Annotated in this window: 18 protein-coding genes; 10 read left to right on the top strand and 8 right to left on the bottom strand. The window is 62.0% G+C overall.

Annotation, left to right across the window (positions count from 1 at the left end; translation table 11 throughout):
* The first annotated feature begins 4 nt into the window (after positions 1-4).
* The gene (locus AC1D0N_RS16700) at positions 5-751 is read left to right on the top strand and encodes an aspartate/glutamate racemase family protein (RefSeq protein WP_477245703.1); all 747 of its coding nucleotides are present in this window, start codon (positions 5-7) and stop codon (positions 749-751) included.
* A 5-nt stretch (positions 752-756) separates the two neighbouring features.
* The gene (locus tag AC1D0N_RS16695) at positions 757-1,584 is read left to right on the top strand and encodes a GNAT family N-acetyltransferase (RefSeq protein ID WP_477245701.1); all 828 of its coding nucleotides are present in this window, start codon (positions 757-759) and stop codon (positions 1,582-1,584) included.
* A gap of 67 nt (positions 1,585-1,651) precedes the next feature.
* Here AC1D0N_RS16695 and melA (AC1D0N_RS16690) read toward each other — a convergent pair whose 3' ends face one another.
* From melA (AC1D0N_RS16690) to melA (AC1D0N_RS16665), 6 genes are all read right to left on the bottom strand, one after another.
* On the bottom strand, positions 1,652-3,022 hold the full coding sequence (gene melA / locus AC1D0N_RS16690) for an alpha-galactosidase (protein WP_477245699.1): 1,371 nt from the start codon (positions 3,020-3,022) through the stop codon (positions 1,652-1,654).
* A 21-nt stretch (positions 3,023-3,043) separates the two neighbouring features.
* Positions 3,044-4,711, bottom strand: a complete 1,668-nt coding sequence (locus AC1D0N_RS16685; RefSeq protein WP_477245697.1) for an ABC transporter ATP-binding protein — start codon at positions 4,709-4,711, stop codon at positions 3,044-3,046.
* Between the two features lie 9 nt (positions 4,712-4,720).
* A complete protein-coding gene (locus tag AC1D0N_RS16680; protein ID WP_477245695.1) occupies positions 4,721-5,857 on the bottom strand; it encodes an ABC transporter permease in 1,137 nt (378 codons plus the stop codon).
* Position 5,858: 1 nt separating this feature from the next.
* Positions 5,859-6,866, bottom strand: coding sequence for an ABC transporter permease (locus AC1D0N_RS16675; protein ID WP_477245693.1), 1,008 nt, complete (start codon positions 6,864-6,866; stop codon positions 5,859-5,861).
* 154 nt (positions 6,867-7,020) lie between these two features.
* The gene (locus AC1D0N_RS16670) at positions 7,021-9,105 is read right to left on the bottom strand and encodes an ABC transporter substrate-binding protein (RefSeq protein WP_477245691.1); all 2,085 of its coding nucleotides are present in this window, start codon (positions 9,103-9,105) and stop codon (positions 7,021-7,023) included.
* 112 nt (positions 9,106-9,217) lie between these two features.
* Entirely contained in the window at positions 9,218-10,684 is a 1,467-nt protein-coding gene (melA, locus tag AC1D0N_RS16665; RefSeq protein ID WP_477245689.1) for an alpha-galactosidase, read from the bottom strand.
* 206 nt (positions 10,685-10,890) lie between these two features.
* Here melA (AC1D0N_RS16665) and AC1D0N_RS16660 point away from each other — a divergent pair, with 206 nt between their 5' ends.
* The 8 genes from AC1D0N_RS16660 (at position 10,891) to AC1D0N_RS16625 (ending at position 18,730) form a co-directional block, all read left to right on the top strand.
* Complete coding sequence (locus AC1D0N_RS16660; protein ID WP_477245687.1) at positions 10,891-11,766, top strand: AraC family ligand binding domain-containing protein; 876 nt, start codon at positions 10,891-10,893, stop codon at positions 11,764-11,766.
* Positions 11,767-11,827: 61 nt separating this feature from the next.
* The gene (locus AC1D0N_RS16655; RefSeq protein WP_477245686.1) at positions 11,828-12,601 is read left to right on the top strand and encodes an SDR family NAD(P)-dependent oxidoreductase; all 774 of its coding nucleotides are present in this window, start codon (positions 11,828-11,830) and stop codon (positions 12,599-12,601) included.
* 131 nt (positions 12,602-12,732) lie between these two features.
* Entirely contained in the window at positions 12,733-14,049 is a 1,317-nt protein-coding gene (gene hisD, locus AC1D0N_RS16650; protein WP_477245684.1) for a histidinol dehydrogenase, read from the top strand.
* Positions 14,050-14,058: 9 nt separating this feature from the next.
* A complete protein-coding gene (locus AC1D0N_RS16645; protein WP_477245682.1) occupies positions 14,059-15,084 on the top strand; it encodes a zinc-dependent alcohol dehydrogenase in 1,026 nt (341 codons plus the stop codon).
* Positions 15,085-15,116: 32 nt separating this feature from the next.
* Positions 15,117-15,848, top strand: a complete 732-nt coding sequence (gene hutC, locus AC1D0N_RS16640; protein WP_477245912.1) for a histidine utilization repressor — start codon at positions 15,117-15,119, stop codon at positions 15,846-15,848.
* Between the two features lie 194 nt (positions 15,849-16,042).
* Positions 16,043-17,056, top strand: a complete 1,014-nt coding sequence (locus AC1D0N_RS16635) for an ABC transporter substrate-binding protein (protein ID WP_477245680.1) — start codon at positions 16,043-16,045, stop codon at positions 17,054-17,056.
* A gap of 41 nt (positions 17,057-17,097) precedes the next feature.
* Positions 17,098-17,937 carry an ABC transporter permease gene (locus tag AC1D0N_RS16630; protein WP_477245678.1) on the top strand — a complete coding sequence of 280 codons (840 nt, stop codon included), beginning with the start codon at positions 17,098-17,100 and terminating at the stop codon, positions 17,935-17,937.
* Positions 17,938-17,947: 10 nt separating this feature from the next.
* Positions 17,948-18,730: an ABC transporter ATP-binding protein gene (locus AC1D0N_RS16625; RefSeq protein ID WP_477245676.1), complete on the top strand. Its 783-nt coding sequence runs from the start codon at positions 17,948-17,950 to the stop codon at positions 18,728-18,730.
* Between the two features lie 124 nt (positions 18,731-18,854).
* On the opposite strand, the gene AC1D0N_RS16620 is transcribed toward AC1D0N_RS16625, so the two are convergent.
* Entirely contained in the window at positions 18,855-19,670 is an 816-nt protein-coding gene (locus AC1D0N_RS16620; protein ID WP_477245675.1) for an oxidoreductase, read from the bottom strand.
* 94 nt (positions 19,671-19,764) lie between these two features.
* Positions 19,765-21,042, bottom strand: a complete 1,278-nt coding sequence (fabF, locus tag AC1D0N_RS16615; RefSeq protein WP_477245673.1) for a beta-ketoacyl-ACP synthase II — start codon at positions 21,040-21,042, stop codon at positions 19,765-19,767.
* Between the last annotated feature and the right edge of the window lie 45 nt (positions 21,043-21,087).

The raw sequence follows: 21,087 nt of genomic DNA, 5'->3' as shown, positions 1-21,087 counted from the left end.
CGCAGTGCAGATCCTCGTCGTCAATCCGAACACCACAGCCAGCATGACCGAAACCGTTGCGGCGGCGGCCCGGTCGGCGGCTGGCGCCTGGACGGAAATCGTCGCCGTCACTTCGTCGATGGGACCTGTGTCGATCGAAGGCTATTATGACGAGGCGCTGGCCGTGCCGGGCCTGCTGGTCGAGATCGCCGCCGGCGAGCGCGCGGGCGCGCAGGCTGCGATCATCGCCTGCTTCGACGACACCGGCCTCGACGCCGCGCGCGCCATGGCCAACATTCCTGTCATCGGCATTTGCGAGGCGGCGCTCAGCCTCGCTTCGTTCATTGCCCAGCGCTTTACCGTGGTGACGACGACCACACGGTCATGGGTTCCTGTCGAGGCGCTGGTGCAGCGTTACGGCATGGCGGGCCGGGCACGCGTGCGCGCCGCCGATGTTCCAGTGCTCGCGCTTGAAGACCCGGCATCCGGTGCGGTCGAAAAACTGCGTGGCGAGATTGCGCGCGCCATCGACGAGGATCGCGCCGAGGCGATCGTGCTCGGCTGCGCCGGTATGGCCGATCTTGCCCACCGGCTGCAGGCGGAATTCGGCGTTCCGGTCATCGACGGTGTCGGCGCCGCGGTCAAACAGGCCGAGGCGCTGATCGCGCTCGGCCTGTCGACATCCAAGCGTGGCGCCTATGCAAACCCGCTGGCAAAGCCCTATCGTGGCGCACTAGAATCCTTTGCACCGGGAACTGTCGCCGCCGAGTGATTGCAATGCCTCGAACGATCCGGACGCTCGCTGAGAGCGAAGTGGAAACGCTTGTCGACTGGGCAGCTGTCGAAGGCTGGAACCCCGGCTTCGGCGATGCCGCGGTGTTCCGGGCGGCGGATCCAGGTGGCTTCATCGGCGCTTTTGTCGATGGCGAGATGGTGGCCGGGATTTCGGCTGTCGCCTATGGCGACGATTTCGGCTTCATCGGCCTCTACATCTGCCGTCCGGACCGGCGTGGCGAGGGCCATGGCAAGGCGGTGTGGGACGCAGGCATGGCGCGGCTTGGCAACCGAACCATCGGTCTCGACGGCGTTGCAGAGCAGCAGGCCAATTACCGCAGCATGGGCTTCGTGCCTGCCTATGACACCGTTCGCTACAGCGGGCGCGCGGCCAGCCTGGCCAGCGGAGGCGACATCCGGCCCGTCACGCCTGGCCTTGTCACCGATATCGTGGCTTACGACCGCCACTGTTTTCCGGCGCCGCGGCAAGCCTTCCTACAGGAATGGTTGCGGCCACCGCGCAACGCGTTTGCGGTCGTCAACGGAGGAAGGATCTCCGGCTATGGCGTCGCGCGGCCGTGCCGCGACGGTTTCAAGATCGGGCCTTTGTTCGCCGACAATATGGACATCGCGCTGCAACTTTTGACGGGACTGGCAGGCTTGCAGGCAAGCGACACGCTGCACATCGACGCTCCCGCAACCAATGGCGGGTTCATCGCCGCGCTCGAGGCGGCTGGTCTGTCACCGGGCTTCACAACGACCCGGATGTACAGGGGAGGCGTGTCTGCCCCGTCAGGAGTTTTCGGGATAACGACCCTGGAGCTCGGCTGAAGCCGAGCTCCAGGAACGGGCGGTCATTGCCGCCTCGTTCTTCCCAGTCGGGTTTTGGAAACGACGGTCAGGCCGCCCGGGCTCCTGGCGTTTTACGCGCCCAGACCGGAAGCCAGTCGCCATGGGTGGCGAGCAATTCATCCACCAGCGACCATATCTGGTCGAGGTCGAGTTCGGCTGCCGTGTGCGGGTCCATCATCGCCGCGTGATAGATATGCTCGCGGTTTTCCGTCATCAGTGCCTGAACCGTCAGTTCCTGCACGTTGATGTTGGTGCGGATCAGGGCGGTGAGTTGCGGCGGCAGGTCACCGATAAAGGTCGGCTGGATGCCGGAAGCATCGACGAGGCACGGCACCTCGGCGGCGCAATTGGTGGGCAGCGAGGTGATACAGCCATTGTTGCGGACGTTGCCGTAGATCACCGACGGCTCGCCCGTCCACACCGAATTCATGATCGAGGACGCATATTCCTTCGACTGCTCGACCTCGATTCTGTCGGCGGAACGATAGGCTTCGGCTTGCCCTTTCCAGCGTTCGATCTGCTCGATGCAGCGCTTGGGATATTCATCGAGCGGGATGCCGAATTTTTCGATCAGATCGTCGCGGCCTTCCTTGATGAAGTAGGGCGTGTATTCGGCGAAATGTTCCGAGCTTTCGGTAACGAAATAGCCGAGCCGCGTCAGCATCTCATAGCGCACCTTGTTTGGGCAGCGTGGATTCCAACCTGGCTTTGGCGCCCGGCCTTCGCGATAGGCGCGCACCAGATCGGGATAGAGGTTGCGGTAGGAGCCGTCGGGCTGGCGATGCTCGAATTTGAGGTAGAAGGCCATGTGGTTGATGCCGGCGGAGCGGTAGCGGATTTCCTCGTAGGGAATGTCGAGGTCGTGCGCCAGTTCCATCGCCGTTCCCTGCACCGAATGGCAGAGGCCGACCTGCCTGATCTCGGGGTATTTCTCTGATATCGCCCAGGTGTTGATCGCCATCGGGTTGACGTACTGCAGCATGATCGCCTGCGGGCAAACGGCGAGCATGTCCTCGCAGACCTTCCAGAGATGCGGCACGGTTCTGAGGCCCCGCATGATGCCGCCGACGCCCAGCGTATCGGCGATGGTCTGGCGCAGGCCGTATTTCTTCGGGACTTCGAAATCGGTGACCGTGCAGGGTTCGTAGCCACCGATCTGGAAGGCGACGACGACGAAATCCGCGCCCTTCAGCGCCTTGCGCTGATCGGAATAGGTTTCGGCCTTGGCCTTGACGCCGAGAGTCGAGATCAGCTTGTTGACGACAATGGCGCTCTCTTCGAGGCGCTGCGGGTTGAGGTCCATCAGGGCGATGCTTGCCCCCGATAATGCCGGACGCTGCAGCACGTCGCCGACGATGTTCTTCATGAACACCGTGGAGCCAGCTCCGATGAATGTGATCTTGGGATTTCTTGTCATTACAGTCTCCGGCAAATGCAATCAGGCTACCTCGAAAGCGGCTTTGACGAGCCGTTGCGTGTAGGCGGTTTTGGGATTGGACAGAACTTCGTTGACCGGCCCCGCTTCGACGATCTTGCCGTGCTGCATGACGATCACACGGTGGCAGAGCGCGCGGACGACCTTGAGATCGTGCGAGATGAAGAGGTAGCTGAGGCCGCGTTCGCGCTGCAGCTTGCGCAGCAGTTCGATGATCTGCGCCTGGACCGAGAGATCCAACGCCGATGTCGGCTCGTCGAGCACGATGAACTCGGGTTCCAGCGCAATGGCGCGGGCGATGGCGATGCGCTGGCGCTGGCCGCCGGAGAACTCGTGCGGGAAGCGCGAGAGGATGTTGCCCGGCATGCCGGCGCTGGTCAGCGCGTCGCGCACCCGGTCGATGCGGTCGTTCTTGGTCGCCCCGATCCGGTTAACGACCAGCCCTTCCTCGATGATCTGGCCGATCGTCATACGCGGGTTGAGCGACGAAAACGGATCCTGGAAGACGATCTGCATGCGCGAGCGCAACGGTCGCATCTCCGCCCGTGACCGGCCATGGATCGGCTGGCCGTCGAAATAGATCTCGCCGCCGCTGCTGGTGTTGAGCCTGAGCAGCGCTTCACCGAAGGTCGTCTTGCCCGATCCGGATTCGCCGACGAGGCCCAGTGTCTCGTGGCGGCAAAGGGTCAGGTCGAGACTGTCGACGGCGACGAGTTCGCGCAGGTCCGGTTTCAGGAACGTGCCATGCCGCAGCATGAAGGAGACGCGCACGCGCTTGGCATCGAGGATGATGCCGGCGCCTTCCGGCAGCGGATTGGCCTGGCCGCGCGGTTCGGAGGCCAGCAAATGCTTTGTATAGGGATGCTGCGGATCGGCGAAAAGCCTGTCCGTCACATTGTGCTCGCACATGGCGCCGTGCTGCATGACATAGACATAGTCGGAGAACTGCCGCACCACCGTCAGGTCGTGGGTGATCAGGATCACCGCCATCCGCAATTGTTTCTGCAGGTTGCGAATGAGGTTCAGGATCTGCGCCTGAACCGTGACGTCGAGCGCCGTTGTCGGCTCGTCGGCGATCAGCACGTCCGGATCGTTGGCGAGCGCCATGGCGATCATCACACGCTGGCGCTGGCCGCCGGAAAGCTGGTGCGGATATTGCCGCAGCCGCGCGGAAGGGTCTGGTATCTGCACCTGTTGCAGCAATTCCAGGGCTCGTGCCTCGGCCTGCTTGCGGCTCACCTTGCGATGCACCCGGATCGCCTCGACGATCTGGCTGCCGATCGTGTAGATCGGATTGAGCGAACTCATCGGCTCCTGGAAGATCATCGAAATGCGGTCGCCGCGCAGTTTGCGCCGCTCCCGTTCGGAGAATTTCAGGATGTTGGCGCCATCGTACTCGACTGTCGATTTCGCCGACACCACGGCGCGCTTGGACAGCAGCCCCATGACGGTGCGCGCCGTCACCGACTTGCCCGATCCGGATTCGCCAACGATGGCGATCGTCTCGCCGCGATAGAGCTGGAACGAGATGTCCTTGACGGCTTCGACCGTGCCGTGTTCGACCTTGAAATCGACCGCGATGTTGCGGGCGTCGATGACCGGGTTTTCCGAACGTCCGTCATGATCGAGCCGGACAGGCGGGGCGAAGGTGTTGACGAGTGCGAGAGCCATCACATCACCTCAATAAGGATCCACTGCATCGCGCAGCCCATCGCCAAGCGCGTTGAACGCGAAGACGGTGACGAGCACGAAGCCGACGGGCGCAAGTATCCAGGGATAGGTGCCGATGACCGAATAGGTCGCGGTGTCCTGCAGCATCAGCCCCCAGGAGATCAGCGGCGGCTTCACCGCGAAACCGAGGAAGCCCAGGAACGATTCGAGCAGCACGACACTCGGGATCGCCAAGGTGACGGCAACGATGACGTGGCTCATTACGTTCGGGAAAATGTGCTGCATGATGATGCGACGGTCGGTGGCGCCGACGGCGATCGCGGCACGGACATAGTCGATCCGGGCCAGCGCCAGCGTCTTGCCGCGGACTTCGCGCGACATCTGCGCCCAGCCGAGTGCCGACATGACGATGATCACAAAGGCCAGGAAGACGTTGGTCGGCGCCGTCACCGGGACCAGCGATGTCAGCGCCAGGTAGAGCGGCAATTGCGGAAAAGCGAGCACCAGTTCGACGAAGCGTTGCACCCAGACATCGAACACACCACCGAAATAGCCCGAAACCATGCCGACAGTGGTGCCGATCACGGTGACGATGAAGACCACGGTCAGCGCGATCATCAAGGAGATGCGCGAACCATAGATGGCGCGGGCCAGCACATCTCGGCCGAATTTGTCGGTGCCGAGGAAATGCACCGGAAGGCCGTCGGTCGAGCCGAAGAAGTGCCGGTTGGCAGGGATCAGGCCAAGGAGCCTGTAGTCCGCGCCCTTGACGAAGAAACCGAGCAGGCGCGGGTGGTCATAGTCCGGTCCTACGACCGGCTGGAAGGTGACCGGGTCAAGCTCTTCGGAATCGGCCAGCGCATAGACACGCGGCTGGAAGACGAAATTGCCGTCCTTGTCGTGGAAGCTCATCATTTGCGGTGGCGCGAAACCGACATCGGTCACCTTGGGGTCCATGGGGGCGAAGAAATCGGCGAACACCGCCATCAGCACCAGAAATACAACCAGGATCAGCCCGGCCATGCCGGTCCAGGATCGCTTCAGCCGACGCCAGACGAGCGCCATATAGCTTTCATTGCCATGCGACGTTCTCGTCGTGACGGGTTCTTCGACAGGCGGCGGCAGGGAGGGATCGATGGCAAGCATCTCAAGCCCCCGCATACTGGCGGACGCGGGGGTCGAGCAGGACCAGCAGCATGTCGGCGATGATGTTGCCGACGATCAGTGTCGCCGACAGCACCATCATGAAGGTGGCGGTGACATAGACGTCGCCGACCGCCATCGAGCCGACGATCGCGGGCCCGACGGTCGGCAGCGCAAAGATGATTGCCGTCTCGATCTCGCCGGTCAACATGTAGGGCAGCACCACGCCCTGGTACATGACAAGCGGATGCAGTGCATTGGGCACCGCATGGCGCATGACGACCGCAGCGCCGCCCAGGCCCTTGGCGCGGGCCGTTTCGACATATTGGGCATTCAGCGTGTCGAGCAGGTTGCCGCGCATGACGCGCATATTGTAGGCAAGCCCGCCAAAAGTTGCGATCGCCACGACCGGCCAGACATGTTTGACGAGATCGGCGAATTTTGCCCACGACCATGGCGCCCCGCCATATTGCGGCGAGAAGAAGCTGCCGATCTCGGACACGTTGAACTTGAAAACCAGAAGATAGACGATGATCAGCGCCATCAGGAAGCGCGGCACCGTCATGCCGAGGAAGGCGACGGTCGAAAGCGCGCTGTCAATCCAGCTATACTGTCTTGTCGCTGCCCAGATGCCGAAACCGATGCCGAGCACGGAAGCCAGGATGTGGCAAACCAGCGCCAGTAACAACGTCCGCGGCAAGCGCTCGCCGACCACATCGGCAACCGGCTTGTTGTAGTAGAGGCTGTAGCCGAAATCGCCGTGGGTGACGATGCCGCCGATCCAGTTGAAATACTGGACCAACATCGGCTTATCGAGCCCGTGCTCGACCCGGTAGGCCTGCGCCTGGGCGTCGGCCTCGGCGAAGGAGGCGCCGCCCTGATTGATGAGCTGGGAGCGAATGTAATCCGCGTAGTCGCCCGGCGGTGCCTGGATGATGGCAAAAGTGACCGCGCTCAAGATGACCAGCACCGGTATGGCGGAGGCTATGCGCACGAGCAGGAATCGTAACATTGGACGGTTCGCTTCGCTTTTGCAGCAGATGCTCCTCGTGGGTGCAGCCGGCGGTTTCTTTTTTGTCCGGCCGCGCTCGCGGCGCGGCCGGAAGGTCTTTTCGTCTGGGAGGATCTTAAAGCGCGTCGCAGTGCGGCGCGCCTTAAGTTTCTGCTTAGTTCATCGGACCCTTGTCTCCGGGCTTGCCGGGCAATTGTTCGGGGAACAGCTCATACTTGCCCTGTTTGTCGGCGGCGACCCAGACACGTTCGCGGATGATCGAGTCTTCGGCCCAGTTGAACATGAAGATCGGCGTGCCTTGCAGGATGTTCGAGAAGCGCTTGTTGATGATCAGCGCGCCCGGATATTCCGTCAGGCCGATCGTGTAGATGTGTTCCGTCGAGATCTTCTGGAACTGCTTCATCAGGCTGGCGCGCTCGTCATTGTCCTGCGTCGAGACGAACTTGTTGACGATGTCGACAAGGTCCTTCTCGAACGGCATCAGATCGACCTGGCCGCTTTCCGGGGCGCGATGGTTCCAGCTGGTCTTCGGACCGACAGGGGCCAGTTGCTCGGTGTTCTGCACGACGGAGGTGAGCTCCTGGTCGTTACGCCGTACCAGCCAGTCGAAGCGGCCGGAATATTGTGAGGCGTCGCGCTGGGTGCCGTCGAGCCCGTTGAGGACAATGCGCAGGCCAAGCTTTTCCATCTGGCCGACGACACCTTCGGCGAGACTCTTGTCGGTGGTGTAGTCGTTGTTGACCAACATCACGATCTCGACGTTCTTGCCGCCGGCGGTGCCGGCCGGGAAGTTCACGAAGCCGTCGCCATCCGTATCCTTCAAGCCTGCCTTGGCGAGCTCTGCCTTGGCGCCTTCGAGATCGAATGGATAGTAGACGGTTGAATTCCGGTCATAGAAGCTTGTGCCTGAGGAGAGGCCGCCGGGATAGATCGCGGTGAACGGACCCTTGACCAGCGAGTCGCCGAGCGCCTTGCGGTCGAGTGCCATGGTGACGGCCTTGCGGAAGTCCTCATTGCGGTTCAGCTCGCGGATCGCCTGCCCGCGTTCGTCCGGGTTGCCCCAGCCATTGGCGGAGAAGTTCATGCGCAAATTGTAGCCGATCAGACGCGGGCCGAAGGCGAGGCGGGCCGGTGCGTCCTTTTCCGCCGCACGCTTCAGCGAGGCGACGAAGTTTTCAGGCTGCTCGAGATTCGAGAAATCGGCAGCCCCTGCTACCGCCTGGACATCGCGGTCTGCCCAAGTCGACAGTTTGTAGTGAAGCTCATTGAGGTAAGGCAACTGGTTGCCCTTCTCGTCGACCTTCCAATAGTAGGGATTGCGCCGCAGCACGATGATGTCGTCCGGCCGGTATTCGACCGGCACCCAGGCGCCCATCACCGGCATGTTCATATATTCCGGTGGGAAGGCGTTCTTGAACTGCTCGTAGGTGTTCTTCGAATATTTCGGGTGGTGCGGCTTCAAGATATGCGCCGGGCCGGGGCAGAAGGTGCCGTAGGCCATGGCATAGAGATATTGCTTCGGGAAGGCTTCCTTGAAGGTCCACTCGACGGTGTAGTCATCGATTTTCTTCAGCGTCGTGCCGACGCCAAAGGTTTCCGGGGTGGCGCCGTTGAGCGGCGAGACATTCGGGTCGACGACCTCGTCATCCCAGTAGAACATGACGTCGTCGGCATTGAACGCAACACCGTCAGACCATTTGGCGCCTTCGACCAGGTGCATCGTCAGCTTGTGGCCGTCCTTCGACCAGTCCCAGCTTTTGGCCAGGTTCGGCAGCGGCTCGGTGTCCTTGGCCTCGACCTGGAACAGCGGCGCGGTGCGCGTCAAGCATTCGGAAAGGCCGATATCGATGCCGCCCCAACCTTGCGTCTGGCCGGCGCCATAGTTCCAGCCTTCCGGCCGGCCGCCGATGACATGGCGCATCGTATCGCCGTAGACGCCGATGCCGTCCTGCATGTTGGCGGTCTTGAAGACCAGCGGCTCCTTCGGCAGCCGATCCTTGACCGGCGGCAGTTCGCCGGTCTTGACGTATTTCTGCGTGACCCAATCGGGCTCGTGGTATTCGGGCAGCGCCTTGAACTCCAGGATGGAGTCGCGCGCCACATAGGTGATTTTTCCCTCGGCGGGAAATTGTGCGGGCGCCGGCGGCACGGTCGGTTCGGATGCGTGCGCAGTCAACGCCGCGGCGGACACGCTCAGCGCCAGCCCGGCAAGAATGCCAATGTTTCGGAAACTCGTCATCGTCTCTCCTCCCTGTTGTTGTTTCGGAGCGCTTGCGCCACTCCATTGCTCCTCGAGATATGCGGTCGGTGATCTCCTCCGAAAATCAGCCGTGATCCGTTCTGCCTGTCGCTCAGACGGCCTGTTTGAGGGCCGCCTTTTCGGTGCGCAGCTCCTCGATCGAGCGGACGTCGCGGCGTGCGGCGCCTGCCCATTCGCGGGTCTTGACCCTGGATTTCGAAAGCCGTTCCTTCGCGGCCGGAATGGCATGGGCGTATTGCGGCAGCCAGTTGGCCTGGGCGACGACCATCTCATCGACCATTTGCCAGACTTCTTCCGGCGTCGAGACGGCGCCGACCAGCGGGTCGTGCAGGACCGCCAGTTTCAAAAGGTCGATATCGCCTGATATCGCCGCATGAACCGACATGCGCTGGACATTGATCGAGGAAATGCAGGTGGCGGCGCAGGCTTCCGGCAGCGTGATGCCGGCGGCCATGTTGATGCCGAAGCGATCGACGAAGCCCGGCGACTCGATGATCGCGTCCTGCGGCAGGTTGGTGATGACGCCATTGTTCTTGACGTTGAAATGGCCGCGATAGACGCGGTTGGTCTCCAGCGCTTCCAGAATGTGGCTCGCATGCTCGTTGGAGCGCTTGGCAGGATCGATCGGCCTGGCAGCGGATTCGAGAAATTGCGGAAATTCCGTTTCGAACCAGTTGCGCGTTTCCGTGGAGTGGCGAAGGTAGCCGCCGGTTTCGCCATGGATCCAGTCCGACATGTCGATCCAGCGGGTGATTTCGTCTGGCCGCTTGCGGTACCAGGGCAGATATTCGGAAAGGTGGCCGTTGCTTTCGGTCGAGTAGACGCCGAAGCGCTTCAACACATCGATACGCAGCTTTTCCTGCTGCGAAAAAACCGGATGCGCCTCGAAAGCCGCAACCAACTCGTCCTTGCCGATCTTGCGGCCGTTGAGCCGCAGGTCGATGAACCAGGTCTGATGGTTGATGCCGGAGCAGACATAGTCGAGTTCGCTGTGCGATTTGGCACCGAGCACTTCGGCGATCTGCTCGGCGCCGTGCTGGACGCCATGGCAGAGGCCAACGGTATCCACCTTGCCATACTCGATTGCCGCCCAGGTGTTCATCGCCATCGGGTTGGCATAGTTGAGGAATTTCGCGCTAGGCTCGGCGAGTTCGCGGATGTCCTTGCAGAAGTCGAGAATGACCGGGATGTTGCGCTGGCCGTAAAGAATGCCGCCGGCGCAGATCGTATCGCCGACGCACTGGTCGATGCCATATTTCAACGGGATTCGGATGTCGTCGGCATAGGCTTCGAGGCCACCGACGCGCACGCAGCTGATGATATAGCGAGCCCCCTCGAGGGCAGCGCGGCGATCGGTTGTCGCCGTGACCCGGGTCGGCAATTTGTTGAATTCGACGATCTTGTCGAGGATCTCCTTGATCATTCCGAGATTGTGCTGGCTAAGGTCGGTCAGCGCGAATTCGACATCCCTGAATTCCGGAACGCACAGAATGTCGGTAAACAACTTCTTGGTGAAGCCGACGCTGCCCGCGCCGATGATGGCGATTTTGAAACTCATCACTTCACCTCGATCCTGCCGAAATGTTAGGTAAGGGCGGCAAAAGGAAATTTGATCCACATGCCGCGGCATAGAGCCACGACAAACGGGAATCCGGCGTCTCCTCCTGACCGCTCCTCGACCGCGGCTTCTTATGCTTTCGGGAGGGATTATGCGCCTATTGAGGAATGCGACCAGAGAAGGATTGTGCTTTCAGGGGTAATTTTGTGCTGCGCGACCTGATCGACACCGGACCATCGGCCAGAACCGTCTCGCTGCCGCGCGGCCGTCAGCGCCTGCACACCATGCCGACCAGCACCGGCTACGAAGTGCGCGAGAACGAAATCTACGACTGGGATGGGCGCAAGCGCGGCCAAACGCCGTTTACCGTGCTCCAGCACACAATCAGCGGCACTGGCAGGCTGCGCTACGAGAACCGCAACTACCGCCTGCAAAAGGGCGACACGCTGCTGGTGCTGGTGCCGCACAATCACCGCTACTGGCTGGCCAAGGGCGAGCGCTGGGAATATTTCTGGATATCGATGAACGGCGATGAGGCGCTGCGCATCCACAAACTGGTGCTTGCCGCCGTCGGCCCGGTGCTGCGGTTGCAGCCGTCGACGATCGATCATCTCGCCGACTGCAGCGTGCGCCTGGTCAAGGGCGCGGCCTCGCCCGGAGCCGCGTCCGCCGTCGCCTACGAGGCGGCGATGGCGCTCTATGACGATGTGTTCGGCTCGCATGCCTTCACCGACGAGAAAAGCCCCATGCAGCCGGTGATCGATCACATCAAGGCCAATCTCGACAGGCCGCTGTCGGTCGACGATCTGGCGGGGATCAGCGGGCTCAGCCGCGCGCATTTCTCGCGCTGCTTCGCCGAGAGCGAGGGCCTGCCGCCGGCCGAATTCGTGCTGCAGCAGCGGCTGCAGCGTGCGGCGAAATTGCTGACGAAGGCCGACTTCCTGCCGGTGAAGGAAGTGGCCATCATGTGCGGCTTCGAAGATGCCAACTATTTTTCGAAAGTCTTCCGCCGCCTGTACGGCATCAACCCGACGCAATTTCGCACCACCGGCATGTATGCCAGCGTGGGCAACCACCGTTAGATGGTCGCGAGACGGCGAATGGGCCGGCGCATCGGAAGACGGCACCGAGGGGATGGACTCCATGCGCAATGCTTCTCTTTTCGACCTTTCCGGTAAAAGAGCGCTGATCACCGGCGCCAGCCGCGGCATTGGGCGCAGCATTGCCGAGGCTTTGAGTGCTGCCGGCGCCGATGTCGCAGTCACCGCACGTGCCTTACCGTCCCTCGACGAAACGATTGCGGCCATACGTCAAGCCGGTGGGATCGCGCATGCGCTGGCGCTTGACGTCACCGATGTCGGTAGCTGCAGGAGCGCGGTTGCGGAGGCAGCCCACCTGCTCGGTGGGCTCGACGTCCTCGTCAACAATGCCGGCGTGGAAGAGGTCCGGCCTTCACTCGAGGTTGACGAAGCCCTGTGGGACAGGATCGTCGACACCAATCTCAAGGGGGCGTTCTTCTGCGCCCAGGCTGCCGCCCGCCATATGAGAGAGGCGGAGCGACCAGGCGTCATCATCAATCTCTGCTCCCTGACATCCGAAGTCGGCGTGCCGACAGCGGTGCCGTACGGTTCGTCGAAATCGGGCCTGCTCGGCATGACGCGCGCACTGGCGGCGGAGTGGGCGGAGCTCGGCATCCGCGTCAACGCCATCGCGCCCGGATACTTCCGGACAGCCATGACCGATGTCTTTTACAGCGATGAGACATGGCAGCGGGCAATGCTTGCCAAGATACCGCAGAGACGCTTTGGCGATGTCGCCGACCTGCATGGGGTCGCCGTGTTCCTGGCGTCCGATGCTGCTGGCTACATAACCGGACAGTCGATCCCGGTCGATGGCGGTTTTCTGGCGTCGATATGACCGGCTGACGTCAGCCGCGCTGCGGCGCGGGGCCGGACAGCGAGAATCAACTTGGCATCTTGTATGTGGTTGTACATACTTTGCGAGAGCCGCTGTCGGCATGTTGATATTTTCCAGGAGAAGGAACACCCATGTCTGACATCAGCTTTCACGATCTGTCGTCGATCGATGCTGGCCAGCGAGCCGATTTGCTGAAGCGAGCCGAAGGCGATCTGTCGACTTTCGTCGAGAAGGTCCGGCCGATCATCCAGTCGGTCAGGGATGAAGGCGATGCGGCGCTGATCCGGTTCGCCAGGGAGTTCGACAAGGCCAGTGTGGCCGAAGGTGAGCTGAAGGTCTCGGAGGCCGAATTCGACGCGGCGTTCGACACGGTCGAAAAGGATGTCACCGAGAGCATCAAATACGGTATCGGCAACATCCGCAGTTTCCACCTGGAGCAGCGGCCGGAACCGATGTGGCTGAAGGAGGTTCGGCCAGGCGCCTATGCCGGCGACCGATACACGCCGATCGCTTCGGTTGCGCTTTACGTGCCACGCGGCAAGGGTGCCTTTCCATCGGTGACGATGATGACCTCGGTTCCCGCCGTGATCGCCGGGGTGCCGCAGATCGCGATCGTGACGCCGCCGACATCGGATGGCTCCGTGGACGCCGCAACACTGGTCGCCGCGCGCCTTGCCGGCGTCGAGACCGTCTACAAATGCGGCGGCGCCCAGGCTGTCGCCGCAGTCGCTTATGGCACCGAGACGGTGAAGCCAGCCGTCAAGATCGTCGGTCCTGGCAGCCCGTGGGTGGTTGCGGCAAAGAGCCTGTTGTCCTCGGTCATCAACACCGGTCTTCCGGCCGGCCCCTCCGAAGCGATCATCTTTGTCGACGATAGCATCGACGGCGGCCTTGCTGCCCTCGACCTTTTGATCGAGGCCGAGCATGGGCCTGATTCATCGGCCTATATCGTCACGCACAGCCGCAAGGTTGCTGAAGCCGCCCTTGCCGCCATTCCGGAACACTGGTCGCGGATGACCGAGCATCGTGTCGAATTTTCGCGTGCGGTGCTGACCGGAAAGCGCGGCGGCATCGTGCTGACGGCGTCATTGGAAGACAGCTACCGATTCATCAACGACTATGCGCCCGAGCACCTCGAGATCCTGTCGAAGGAGCCGTTTGCGCACCTTGGGCAGATCACCGAAGCGGCCGAAATCCTGATGGGGCCGCACACGCCGGTGACGCTCGCCAACTTTGTCCTCGGACCCAATGCAGTGCTGCCGACCAGCCGCTGGGCGCGAACCTACGGGCCGCTTTCGGTGACGGATTTCGTCAAGCGCTCGTCCGTCGGCTATGTCACCTCGGCAGCCTATCCGGAACTCGCCGGGCATGCGCGCAAGCTGGCCCGCTACGAGGGTTTCAGTTCCCACGAAAATGCGATTTCAGAGATCCGCAACCGCTATCTCTAAGGGGTCGCCATGAAAGCCGTACGCCTGCATGGACCCGGTGACTTGCGCGTCGAAGACATCGCGGCACCAAGCGATCCCGATGCGGGCTGGGTGAAGCTGAAGGTCACGGCCGCTGGCATTTGCGGCTCGGACCTCCATAATTTTCGGACGGGCCAGTGGATAAGCCGGTCTCCGTCGACGGCGGGTCATGAACTGACAGGCGAGGTCACCGCGGTCGGGGAGGGCGTGGACACGCTCGCCGTCGGCGACAGGGTCGTCGCCGACTCGCGCTTCTGGTGCGGAGACTGTGCTGAGTGCAGAGCGGGGCGCAGGCAGCACTGCAGCTCGCTTGGATTTGTCGGTGAAGTCTGCGATGGCGGCTTCGCCGAAGAGGCCGTCTTGCCCGCCCGTCTCCTGCACATCGTCGATGCCGCCCTTGACGAGCGGGTTGCGGCAATGGCCGAGCCGCTTGCGGTGGCTTTGCATGCCGTGCGGCGCCTGCCTAAAAACGGACGTTCCGTCCTCGTCACCGGTTGCGGCCCTATCGGCGGTCTCGTTGCCTTGCTGCTCTCCCGAACATTCCAGGGGACCATTCTGGTCACCGATCGCAACCCGAGCCGCTGCGCGCTGGTGGCGCGGGTCACCGGCGCCGTGCCTGTCGCGCTGAACCGCGAAGCCATCGCCGCGGCCACGTCGCATGCCCCCTTGCTCGCCGCTGTCGAAGCGACAGGCAGCATCGCCGTACTCGAGCAACTGCTGGGTGTTCTCGATCCGGGCGGCGCGGTGGCAATGGTCGGCATATTCCATGGCCGTCTCGATATCGATCCCAACACTCTGGTTGAACGGGAAATCACAATGCTGGGCTGCCATGCGTTTGCGGACGAGCTTCCCGACGCCATTGCGATGCTCGGTGAACTGACGCAGCCCCTGATCGAGCTGATCGACCGCGAGGTCGGCCTCGATGACGTTCCCGCTGCCTATGAGCGGTTGTTGGCGGGGCGAGCCGATGGCTTGAAAACGATCATCCGGATGCAGCAACCTGCAGAGGGCGCATGACTTTCGACAGATTGCCGGAAAGGACTTTGAAGATGAACACCTTGCCCAATACGGCGAGCCCGCTCTACGAAAAGGTGAAGGACTACATCCTGACCAACATCGGGACCGGGCGATGGAGCAAGGACCGCAAGCTGCCGTCCGAAAACGAACTCGTGGCATCGCTCGGCGTTTCCAGGATGACCATCCATCGGGCCTTGAGGGAGCTGACGTCGGCCGGATTTCTGGTCCGCATTCAGGGCGTTGGAACGTTCATTGCGCCGCCGCGGCCGCAGTCGGCCCTGCTGGAGATCAACAACATAGCGGCGGAGATTGTCGGGCGCGGCAACAAGCACCGTTCCGAAGTGCTCGTCCTCGAAACCATCATGCCGGCAAAGGAACTGATGCTTTCCTTCGAGATGGCCAAACGGGTTGCCGTCTACCATTCCGTCGTTGTCAATTTCGAGAACGACCTACCCGTGCAGGTCGAAGAGCGCTTCGTCAATCCGAGCCTCATCCCCGACTATGACAAGCAGGATTTCACGAAGACGGCGACGTATGACTACCTCATGCAGAAGACCCCGGTGACCGAGGTCGAGCACATCATCGCGGCCATCCCGGCGGATACTGAGACCGCGCTGCATCTGGGCATCGAGGTCGGCGATTGCTGCCTCTTTCTGCATCGCCGCACATGGACCGGCGCCGTGGTCGCGACGATCAGCAAACTGACCTATGCGGGCAGCCGTTACACCCTCGGCAGCCGCTATTCTCCTTCCAAAAATGCCTGACCAGGAGAAGCCATGGCTTGTATATGCATGTATGTAGTTTTACTTCTTGACAACGGCTTTCGCCGACGTTGAAATGCCGCTGCACTTCCATGAAGGCTGCGGAAAAACGCCAGGGCAAGAGCCGCGAGAGCAGAACCCGCCTTCTCACCAGACCGGTGCTTTGTTGAAGAAGTGATCCGGCATCAAGGGGAACAATGACGATGCGTAACCTCACAGGACAATTTCGCGCGCTGTTCATGGCTGCGGCCATCGGCATCGCCGCCAGCCAGGCCGCAAATGCGGCCGATGCGACCATTCCCACCACGCCCGAGGCGGGTTCATTCAAGATCGGCATCGAACCGTGGCTTGGATATGGCCAGTGGCATATCGCCGAGGCCAAGGATCTGTTCAAGGCAAACGGGCTGGCGGACGTCCAGATCGTGAACTTCGCCCAGGACAAGGATATCAACGCTGCCCTGGCGAGCGGCCAGCTCGATGCAGCCAACATCGCGACCCACACGGCGATGGGTATGGTTGCCGCCGGCCTGCCGGTGAAAATCGTGCTGCTGCTCGATGTCTCGATGACGGCCGACGCCATGATCGCCGGCAAGGACATCACGTCGGTCAAGGATCTCAAGGGCAAGCAGGTCGCCTTCGAGGAAGGCACGACGAGCGATATCCTGCTCAAATATGCGCTGGCCAAAAACGGCATGTCCATCGACGATATCGTGCCGGTGCCGATGCCGGCGTCCGATGCAGGCGGCGCGTTGATCGCCGGTCAGGTTCCGGTCGCGGTCACCTATGAGCCCTATCTCACCGTGGCCATGGCGCAGAACAAGGACTTCAAACTGATCTTCACCGCCGGAGAGGATCCCGGCCTGATCAGCGACGTGCTGGTGGTGCGCGATGAGGTGATCAAGTCGCGCCCGGGGCAGGTGCTGGCCATGATCAAGACCTGGGATGCAGCCCTGAAGGACTACACCGCCGATACGCCTGGTGGCCGCGCCATCATCTCCAAGGCGGTCGGCGCGAGCGTCGAAGATCTCAACACGGCGTTTGACGGCGTGCGCTACTATTCGCTCGCCGAAAACAAGACGGCATTGACCGGCGATTTCTCGACCAAGACGTTTGCCGATGTCGAAGCCGCCGCCAAGAACGCCAAGCTGCTTCAGGCCGATGTGACGCCCGAGCAGATGATCGATCCGGCTTTCGTCAAGGCGGCTGAGTGACAAAGGCCTGACGTGGCAACGAAACGGCCGAGGAGCGTGCTGTGACCACGAGCCCGCCTTCGGAGCCAGTCACGAAACGCGCGCCGGCGCGCCGCCGATCCTCGGGGATCGGCGTGCCCATCGCCCGGTCGCGCTTCGTGATGATTGCCGTTGTGGTGTTCATTGGGCTCGGTCTTGCCTGGTGGGCAGCCACAGGCCTTGGGGCGGTGAAAGCGATCTTCCTGCCATCGCCCGGCAGTGTGGCAAGCCAGCTCGCCAAGCTCGCCGGCGACGGCACGCTGTGGATCGACCTCAAAGCGTCGATGTACCGTATCTCCATCGGATTCTTGATTGCCTCGGCCCTGGCAATCCCGATCGGCGTGCTGATCGGCAGTTTCAGGTCGTGGGAAGCAGCGGTCGAGCCGCTGGTGGATTTCATCCGCTACATGCCGGTGGTCGCTTTCGTGCCCTTGTCCATCCTCTGGGCGGGTACGGGAGACACGCAGAAATTCCTGATCATCTTCATCGGCACCTTCTTTCAGCAGGTCCTGATGATCATGGACAATGTGAAACGGGTGCCGAAGGATTTCATCGGTCTTGGGCGGACACTCGGCCTGCCGGATCGCAAGATCCTGACCCGCATCGTGGTGCCGAGTGCCTTGCCGGGTATCTGGGACACGCTGCGCATCAGCCTCGGCTGGGCCTGGACATGGCTCGTGCTGGCGGAACTCGTAGCGGCGACCTCCGGCCTCGGCTATCGCATCACGGTGTCGCAGCGCTATTTCCAGACCAACACCATCATCGGCTACATCCTGCTGCTGGGCGTCCTCGGCCTAGTCACGGACCAGGTCATGAAGGCGCTTGAGAAAGTACTGTTCCGGCAGGATGGCCACTCGCAATGAGATGCAGCCGATGAGTGTTCCCAAATTGCACATCGGAGGCCTCCACAAGAGTTTTGGCTCGGGGGAACGGCGCACGGAAGTGCTGCGCGACATCAATCTCGATCTTGCCGACAACGAATTCGTCTCGCTGGTGGGCACATCGGGCTGCGGTAAGAGCACGCTGCTTTCGATCGTCGCCGGACTGCAGGATTTCGACGCCGGCGATCTTGCCATCGACGGTGCGCCAATCCTTCAGCCGGGGCTCGATCGCGGCGTCGTCTTCCAGTCCTACACGCTGCTTCCCTGGCTGACGGCGCAGCAGAACATCGAGTTTGCCCTCAAGGCCGCCGGCCATGACCGTGCGACCTGCCGGCGGATCGCGCTCGAGCATCTCGAACTGGTCAAGCTGCCGCACAGCGCCGATCGCTATCCCTCCGAACTTTCAGGCGGCATGAAGCAGCGCGTCGCCATTGCGCGCGCGCTCTCCTATCGACCGAAAATGCTGCTGATGGACGAGCCCTTTGGCGCGCTGGATGCCTTGACCAGGCATCAGATGCAGGAACTCCTGACCCAAATCTGGGAAGAACACAGGCTGACAGTGCTGTTCGTCACCCATGACGTCGAGGAGGCCGTCTATCTCTCCGACCGGATCGTCGTCATGGGCATTGGCCCCGGACGCATCACCCAGACCTTCAATGTCGATATTGAACGCCCGCGCCGCGAAGAGGTCATGGAAACGCCGGCGTTCATGGATCTGCAGCGCGGCGTGCACAAGGCGATCCGCGAGGCGTCAAAACGTCCCGAAATGGCGTAGCCGGCGGCGGTTGAGTTTTGGCTGCGCATTCACGTCGAAAATGTCGGCCGGCGACCAGGGCTTGGGACACGCTTCCCCGTTCGAGGGAAGCAATGGCAGCGGGAGAGCGCCGCAGCCCAAACCGTCAGACCGGCAGCCCGAGCTGCTTTCGCAGGCTTTTGTCGAATGCGGACGCGGGGACGAAACGGCGCAAGAAACTGACCCGGCGCGCCATTTTGCCCGCCGCATAGCGCCTCTTGGGCGCGGAATCGGTCGCAGCCGCCAAAATGGTCTCAGCTACCACTTCGGGCGCATCGCCTGTTTCCATCGCTTTCCGCACGGCTACAGTTATGCCAGCGCGCGCTGAGTCATAAATATCAAGCAACTGATCGGGGGCGGCAAGATTGTCCTCGAATGACGTACGAGTATAGGCGGGCTCCACCAACGAAACGCGAATGCCGAACGGGCGCAATTCGTGATCGAGCGACTCGGAATAACCCTCGATGGCATGTTTGGTCGACGAGTAAAGCGCGAAATAGGGAGCGGGGATGAACCCCTGTACCGAACTCAAATTGACGATTCTGCCCGTCCCTTGGCGTCGCATTGCCGGCAACACCGCGTTGGTCACGCGCAAAACGCCGAAGACGTTCACGTCGAATAGCGCCTGGGCCTGGGCGGTCGAGGACTCCTCCGCGCCGCCAAACAGACCCATGCCGGCATTGTTGACCAGCAGGTCGATGCGTCCGGCCTTGGCCAGAACGTCATCGACCATTTTCGCAACGGACGCGTCGTCGGTCACGTCGCAGGTCAGCATGGTAACGCCGTCGGATTGTTTGGAGGCCGTACGACGGCTGGTTCCGAACACGCGAAAGCCTGCGTTCAATAGGGTTTTGGCCGTCGCGCGCCCGATGCCGGAGGATGCCCCCGTGACGAGGGCGACGCCAGGATTGGTCTTATTCATCGAAATCATTTCTTTCTTTGCGTTGGATCGGAGTGGGAGAAGCATGAAAGGTCGGAGCAAAGGGCGTCAGTCCTGACTGCCTCTGGCGCTCGCGTCAGGCCACGGGGTGGTTCAAGCGCCTGAACAAGGCGCTGGCATTCACACCGCCAAAGCCGAAGCCATTGGAGATCGCGTACTCCATCTCCATTGGCCGGGGCTCGTTTGCGACGAAGTCGATGCCGTCGCCGGCCGGATCGGGACCGCTCAGGTTAAGGGTCGGCGGGGCGACCTGATCCCTGAGCGCCAGGATCGCGAAGATGGCACCAAGCCCGCCGGCCGCTCCGAGCAGGTGCCCGGTCGCCGACTTCGTTGCACTGACGGCTATCGCGAAATCGCGCCCGAATACGCTCTTGATCGCTTCAATCTCACCCAGGTCGCCGACTGGCGTGGAGGTCGCATGCGCATTGAGATGACGAACCTCGCGCGGCGAAATCCCTGCTTGCGCAATGGCGATCTCCATGGCTTGGCGCGCACCGCCGCCGTCCTCGGGACCGGAAGTGACGTGATGAGCATCCGCGGTCGTCCCGTAGCCGACGAGCTCGGCAAGCGGTTTTGCGCCGCGCGCCAGCGCGTGGCTCAACTCCTCGATGACCAGCACGCCGGCTCCTTCGCCCATGACGAAGCCGTCGCGCGACTTGTCGAACGGTCGGGAGGCCTCATCAGGACGGTGATTAAAAGAGGTCGAAAGAGAGCGTGCCGCGGCAAACCCACCGAGGCTGACGATATTTATGCATGCTTCCGTGCCACCGCATACGGCAATATCGGCTTCATTGGCGCGGATAAGACGTGCCGCGTCGCCGATCGCCTGGATGCCGGCAGCGCACGCCGTCACCGGTGCGCCCAATGGGCCTTTGAAGCCATGCCGGATCGAGATGTGGCCTGCCGCGAGATTCACGAGGAAGGACGGCACCGTAAAGGGCGACAGGCGGCGGACGCCACGCAGGTCGACCGTGCGCACCGCCTCGGTGATGGCGGGAAACCCGCCGATCCCTGAAGCGATGATCGTTGCTGTACGCAGGCGATCCGTTTCCAAGGCAGGCTTCCATTTCGCCTGCGCAAGCGCCTCTTCCGCCGCAGCCAGCGCAAAGACAATGAACCGGTCTACCTTGCGCTGATCCTTCGCAGACAGGATGACATCGGGATCGAAACTGGCGTCCGGATCTTCATCTGCGGAGGGAACCACGCCGCCAATCTTCGCCGGCAGGTCTCCCACCACATCGTCCGGAAGCCTACGGATGCCCGACCGACCGGCCAATAGGCGCGACCAGGACGCTTCGACATTGGCAGCAAGCGGCGTGACCGCTCCCATGCCTGTAACAACAATCCGTCGCATCTTTTCTCCTATCACTTGGGTGCACCGACAGCGCTACCGGCACCG

Source organism: Mesorhizobium sp. P2_E10, from assembly GCF_056404235.1.
Note: the sequence above shows the minus strand (reverse complement) of the source record. Positions and strands in the feature narration are given on the sequence as shown.